Below are 6,412 nucleotides of genomic sequence, written 5' to 3'. Positions count from 1 at the left end.
GAACGATATGAATTTTTACGTCAATCATAGTTGAACCGCCGTATACCGAACGGTACGTACGGTGGTGTGAGAGGTCGGGGGTTAGTCACCCCCTCCTACTCGATTCATTGGGTAATCTAATCATAGTCATAGGTTTCAGGAGGATATGAATATGAAAAGATACCTTTTTTTAATCATTGTATTTTTTATGTTTTCGACTAAAACAAGTGCAGAAGAGCTGGTAACCGTTAAGTTAAAAAACTATATTGGGGATCCAACTGAACTACATGTAACCTTAAAGGGAAAATATAGAACATTGGACCCTGCCTTCACATTGAAGGAAGGTATGACATACACTTTTTCAACAAAAAGTGGCACACTATGGATTCATGGGAAAGAAGAAAAATATAGGATCAATGGCTCCCTCATTTTAATACCTGAAAGATATGACCAAGAGCATCAAATCTATATCAATAACCACCCATATTTAGGGGCAATGGAATTTTTAGTCGAAGGACAAGATGTCATTCGCCCTGTAAACCAGCTTCCTTTAGAGGATTACTTAAAGGGAGTTGTCCCATTTGAAGTGTACCCCACTTGGAGCATTGAGACTTTAAAAGCTCAAGCCTTAGCAGCCAGAACATATGCCGTATCCCAAATGCATAAGGATATGGACGATACGATACAGTATCAAGTATATGGAGGGTATTCGTGGTTTGAAAACACTACAAAGGCTGTGGAGGAAACGCAGGGAGAGGTCATTACATACGAAGGGAAACTAATTGATGCCTTTTACTCTGCAAGTAACGGCGGATATACAGAAAATAATGCTCATGTATGGGGAGGAAAACCTATTTCTTGTTTTCCTATAAAAAAAGACCCCTATGACCCTGTTAATCCATGGGAATTCAGATTGAACCGTACACAAATTTCTCCTGAAGAGATTGAATTAGAAGACCCTAAGTGGTGGGAGGGTGCGGTTGAGCAGGATAAAGAAATAGCCCAAACGATAAAAAAATGGCTGAAGAGACATGGGTACCCTGGTGACAGTAAAATTGTGACAATCCCCCAGTTTGAGGTATCGGATGAACAATTAGAATCAAAACGTTCAGTAAAAGGTTCCATAACCATTGAATTTTTATACCAACCTATAGGTGGAACGGTTCTATATGAGCAAGTCGAACTTGAGAATGAAGACCTTAATCGTATACGACCAATGATTGGTGGGAATCTTTTTAAAAGCTACTTCATTGACACATTAGAATCCAACGGGAGTGAGTATATTATGAGAGGTAGAGGGTATGGTCATGGCGTAGGAATGAGTCAGTGGGGTGCCAGTGTTATGGGAAAGAGCGGGAAGACCTATCAAGAAATTATCGATTTTTATTTTCCAGGAACTAAAATTACACAGATAGAAAAAGTAAAAAGCCTACCGGGGTAGGCTTTTTTGTTATGCTCTTTTTTGCATCATGGATAACACGTTCTGATAGGAGGTGGCTTCTTCCAACTTACCCATATCCCGGTACGATTTGGCTAACCATTGAATAGGTTCAGCGCTTGTAGGCCTTAATTCCATATCGAAGCTAAAGCAATCAATGGCCAGCTCATATTGTTTAAATTCGTAGTAAAGTTCCCCAAGGAGTAGCTGTCTTTCAGGATCGTCTTTTAATTCTTTCATAAGATTTATCTTTTGTAGCGTTGGAAGAGAGAGTTGTCGTTCTCTTAATGGCTCTAACCATTCGTCGATATAGGAAAATTCATGTTTTTGGAAAAGCAAAGGGACACATAGACGTAGCATCTTTTCTAACTTTCGAGAATCCGTTTGATGGACCAGTATTTGATTGAAGTTTTGGGTGTGTAATTTATTTGAGTCTAACTCTTGATTTTCGAAAATGTCTTGAATCTGGAGAAATTGAGAGTCAGACAGTTTAGCATGTGGAATGGCCATTGTATTGATTGCTTCCTCATATTGCCTTAGGTTTAGTAGGATGTTAAATAGTGTATCTTGAACTAAGGGCAAATGCTCCTTTTTTAGAAGCTCCCTTAAAACTTTGGCAGTAGCTTCTTCCGATAGGTGTGAGGATAGAAGAGAGAGAAATGTTTGTTGGTTTGCAGTATTAACCTGATCTATATAAAGACCAATTTGATCGACCCATCTAGAATCAGTTGACAGTTTATCTTGGAGTTGGATAAAGGAGTCTCGATCTTGTCTATTTTGGAATAATTGAATCTCAGCAAATAAAGGGTCTTTCGATAACAGCGAGGCACCGGCAGCATCATAAAGCTTTTCATAAGAGTGGTATTGTAGATTATGTGACATATCTTGGGCCCATGTATTTTCAGGGGCAAAGTCTAAGCAAGTGCGGAGTAATTGGTAAGCTTTGAAAAATTGCCCATCTCTTCTGAATTGATTGTAGTGCTTTTTAAAAAGAGCGACTAATTTTTCTTTGGAGATATAATTGTCAAAGAAGGAGAAGATGAAAGCAGTTTCCTGTTGGGTGTATTGACTTTCAAGCTTAGGTAGTAATTGATTAAAACTGTAAAAAGGAGCATAGCGGGTATTTCCGACTTGTTCGTGAATGAGTGGATGAGGTGCGTGTATCATAATTCCCTTGGTGAATATCATTTGAAGACGAGAGATTAGAGAAATAGATGGTGTCTTTTTATAGGTTAGATATTGATTTTTATAAAAGTATAGCAAATAGCAATTATGGTTTTCATCATAAGCTTCAATCACCTTTATGGCGTGAAACATAGCCATGCGATGGATCGTTAGTTCAATAGATTTCTTTTTGTGTTGGACAGTAATACATTGATTATGAGTCATGTAGGTCCCCCATTTAAAAAGTAATTTTTAAAACCAAAACATCTGCTTACATATATTATAACACTGAATGGGACGCGGGGACAGGTTTGCTGTCCCACTGAACCAATAACCGGGTCTTTTTGTTAATGAATGGTCGGTTGTTCTGGGGATCCAAGTGGAGGAAGTTTCCGATAGACGGCAAGGGTTTTCTGATAGAGGGCGGGAAATTTCCGATAGGCGGCTGAAGAATTCTGATAGAAGGCGGGAAATTTCCGATAGGCAGCTGAAGAATTCTGATAGAAGGCGGGAAATTTCCGATAGGCAGCTGAAGAATTCTGATAGAAGGCGGGAAATTTCCGATAGGCGGCCGAAGATTTCTGATAGAAGACGGGAAATTTCTGATAGGCGACCAAAGTTTTCCAATAGCCAGCCGAAAGTTTCCGTTAGACCACTATATGAATCCGCGAACCAGCCAGTAACCACAAAAAACCCCCGAATCACCAACGATCCGGAGGCTAATCTCTATTTATTAAAACACTTTCGTTGTCCAGGACTCACAATTCCATACATCCGTAGCAATATCCTGATAGAACTCAGGCTCATGGCTGATAAGGAGGATGCTACCTTTATAGGCCTTTAGGGCACGCTTTAACTCTTCCTTAGCGTCCACATCTAAGTGGTTCGTCGGCTCATCAAGCACAAGGAGATTAGACTCGTTATTGATCAATTTACATAAACGAACCTTCGCTTTTTCTCCCCCACTCAACACATCCACTTTACTTTCAATATGCTTCGTGGTTAAACCACACTTCGCTAAAGCAGCACGCACTTCATATTGGGTATAGTGTGGGAACTCATTCCAAACTTCATCAATACACGAATTGTTATTCGTTTTCTTCATTTCCTGCTCAAAGTAACCAATATGCAAGTATTCTCCACGCTCAACCTGGCCAGATATAGGTTTAATCTCACCTAGGATGCTACGTAGTAAGGTAGTCTTACCAATACCATTAGCTCCCATTAAGGCAACCTTTTGTCCTCTTTCCATGCGCAAGTTCAATGGTTTGGATAGAGGAGAATCATATCCAATCACTAAATCCTTCGCTTCAAAAATTAACTTTCCAGAAGCTCGGGATTCTTTAAAATTAAATTCTGGTTTAGGTCTTTCTTGAGCGAGTTCAATAACATCCATCTTATCAAGCTTTTTCTGACGCGACATGGCCATATTTCGTGTAGAAACACGAGCCTTGTTTCTTGCAACGAAATCTTTAAGCTCTGAAATTTCTTGTTGCTGCTTTTTGAAGGCTGCTTCTAGCTGTTGCTTTTTAACTTCATATACCTGTAAGAAATTATCATAATCACCCACATAGCGATTTAATTCTTGGTTTTCCATATGATAAATCAAATTGATGACACTATTTAAAAATGGGATATCGTGTGAAATAAGAATAAATGCATTTTCGTACTCTTGGAGGTATCTCTTCAACCACTCGATATGCTTTTCATCTAAATAGTTGGTCGGCTCGTCCAGTAAAAGAATTTCCGGCTTTTCTAATAACAACTTAGCCAGTAAAACTTTCGTCCGTTGTCCTCCACTTAGGTCATGGACATCACGTTCAAGCCCAATGTCATCCAGACCGAGACCTCTTGCTATTTCTTCTACCTTTGCATCAATGACATAAAAATCATTGTTGGTCAGCATATCTTGAAGCGTTCCAACCTCTTCAAGAAGCTTTTCTAACTCTTCAGGAGTACAATCTCCCATTTTCTCGTACATTCCATTCATTTCAGCTTCCAAATCAAATAAATATTGGAAGGCTGTTTTTAATACATCTCGAATGGTTAAGCCTTGCTGTAGAACGGTATGTTGATCTAAATAACCAACACGAACATTTTTTGACCATTCTACTTTACCTTCGTCAGGCTCTAATTTACCTGTAATAATATTCATAAATGTGGATTTACCTTCACCGTTCGCTCCGATCAGACCAATGTGCTCTCCCTTTAATAAACGGAAAGATACATCTTCGAAGATGGCACGGTCACCAAATCCATGACTTAAATTTTTGACATGTAAGATACTCATTGATTTGCACCTTTTTCTATTATCGATTAAATGACTCTCCACAAATTGTACAGCAAAAACACTCTCATTTGTCTAGTAAAATTTTTGAAGTAAGAAGTAGAAGTTGTTGCTTACAATTTCACTTTTTCATAAAATGCTAAAATTTGGGGTTTATAGGTAGTTTGTAGGGGGTAAGTATTTACATAATAAAAAATATTCTGCCAAATTGGTTAGTTTTTTGGAGCAAATTACCGTATTTGTATGGAAAAGGTAATAATTTCCCGTCTCAGGAGTCTATATTCATAAATATTAGGAGTTATGGCTGCTGAGAGCATTTGAAGGGAGTTTCAGAATCAACTAACCTTTTATATAAGGGAGGAAATACATATGACTTAGACATCATTTAAAGATTAAAAATTTGTGTTGGAGAGAGGGAATGCTAGTTTTTACATAATAAATTCTTTTTTTTTCTACCTATTACATCACTATTTGGGGTTTTTTCGAGTAAGGAAAACTTTCAAAATTCCTTTTTATTTCACTGTTGTTTTCCCCCAGTTTTACATCCACTTAATAAAAAACTTTTTATCTCACATTTACACATTTCTATACACTCTCTCGTTTTGGAATCCGCACGAATTACTTTATGAACACGTTATTTATTGGATGCAAGAATTTTGGTTAAAAATGAAAGGGGAATATGATTAGATGAAAAAACGTTGGATCTTATTTTTATCAATTATCTCAACTGTGTTAATTTTATCTGCCTGTGGAACTGCTAGTACAAGTGGTGATAATGGATTGGAGACCTACACAGTCGCCACTGATGCCAACTTTAAACCATTTGAATATAAAGATGAAAATGGTGAAATGGTCGGCTTCGATATTGACTTAATGAAGGCTATAGCTGAGGAAGCTGGATTCAATGTTGAATTTGAATCGATGGAGTTTGATGGGTTGATTGCGGGTATGCAGTCTGGCCGGTATCCAATCGCAATTGCTGGTATCTCCATTACAGAGGAAAGAAAAGAAACCATCGATTTCTCAGACGCTTACTATGACTCTGGTTTAATCCTGATGGTTCCAAAGGGAAGTGACATCAAGTCCATTGAAGATGTTGATGGGAAGAAAATTGGGACAAAACAAGGAACGACGAGCCAGGATTATTTGGTAAATTATACGGATGCTGAAGTTGAAGCTTATCCTGAAATCATAAATGCATATATGGACGTTCAGAGTGGAAGGTTAGATGCGGCCCTTTATGACCTACCAAATGTTCTTTATTATATTAAAGAAAATGGGAACGATGAATTAGAAACTGCCGGTGAGGTCTTTGAGGGTCAACCATATGGAATTGCCTTTAAGAAGGGGTCTGATCTTGTAGACGATGTGAATGAGGCCTTAGCTACTCTAAAAGAAAATGGCACATACAATGAAATCTATAAGGAATACTTTGGAACAGAACCACCACAATAAAGATCAATGAGTCACTCATCAGGATAAAGCAGCCAAGCGTAACAAGGAACATATGCTTGTTACGCTTTTTTGCCTTCTAACCAGTAATC

At 38.2% G+C, this 6,412-nt stretch carries 4 protein-coding genes; 2 read left to right on the top strand and 2 right to left on the bottom strand.

Annotation, left to right across the window (positions count from 1 at the left end):
• Window positions 1-151: 151 nt before the first annotated feature.
• Window positions 152-1,420: a SpoIID/LytB domain-containing protein gene (locus tag ABDZ91_RS17240; RefSeq protein WP_343801604.1), complete on the top strand. Its 1,269-nt coding sequence runs from the start codon at window positions 152-154 to the stop codon at window positions 1,418-1,420.
• A gap of 9 nt (window positions 1,421-1,429) precedes the next feature.
• On the opposite strand, the gene ABDZ91_RS17235 is transcribed toward ABDZ91_RS17240, so the two are convergent.
• Together ABDZ91_RS17235 and ABDZ91_RS17230 are read right to left on the bottom strand one after the other, a co-directional pair.
• Window positions 1,430-2,806 carry a hypothetical protein gene (locus tag ABDZ91_RS17235; protein WP_343801601.1) on the bottom strand — a complete coding sequence of 459 codons (1,377 nt, stop codon included), beginning with the start codon at window positions 2,804-2,806 and terminating at the stop codon, window positions 1,430-1,432.
• A gap of 508 nt (window positions 2,807-3,314) precedes the next feature.
• On the bottom strand, window positions 3,315-4,871 hold the full coding sequence (locus tag ABDZ91_RS17230; RefSeq protein ID WP_343801598.1) for an ABC-F family ATP-binding cassette domain-containing protein: 1,557 nt from the start codon (window positions 4,869-4,871) through the stop codon (window positions 3,315-3,317).
• A gap of 684 nt (window positions 4,872-5,555) precedes the next feature.
• On the opposite strand from ABDZ91_RS17230, the gene ABDZ91_RS17225 reads away from it, so the two are divergent.
• Window positions 5,556-6,323: a transporter substrate-binding domain-containing protein gene (locus ABDZ91_RS17225; protein ID WP_343801595.1), complete on the top strand. Its 768-nt coding sequence runs from the start codon at window positions 5,556-5,558 to the stop codon at window positions 6,321-6,323.
• Window positions 6,324-6,412: the final 89 nt, after the last annotated feature.

Source organism: Bacillus carboniphilus (assembly GCF_039522365.1).
Lineage (GTDB): Bacteria > Bacillota > Bacilli > Bacillales > JC228 > Bacillus_BF > Bacillus_BF carboniphilus.
This window is presented reverse-complemented; position numbering and strand designations above follow the sequence as displayed.

Coding starts and splice junctions, on each gene's coding strand:
- ABDZ91_RS17240 (WP_343801604.1), top strand. CDS start 152: ATGAAAAGATACCTTTTTTTAATCATTGTATTTTTTATGTTTTCGACT.
- ABDZ91_RS17235 (WP_343801601.1), bottom strand. CDS start 2,806: ATGACTCATAATCAATGTATTACTGTCCAACACAAAAAGAAATCTATT.
- ABDZ91_RS17230 (WP_343801598.1), bottom strand. CDS start 4,871: ATGAGTATCTTACATGTCAAAAATTTAAGTCATGGATTTGGTGACCGT.
- ABDZ91_RS17225 (WP_343801595.1), top strand. CDS start 5,556: ATGAAAAAACGTTGGATCTTATTTTTATCAATTATCTCAACTGTGTTA.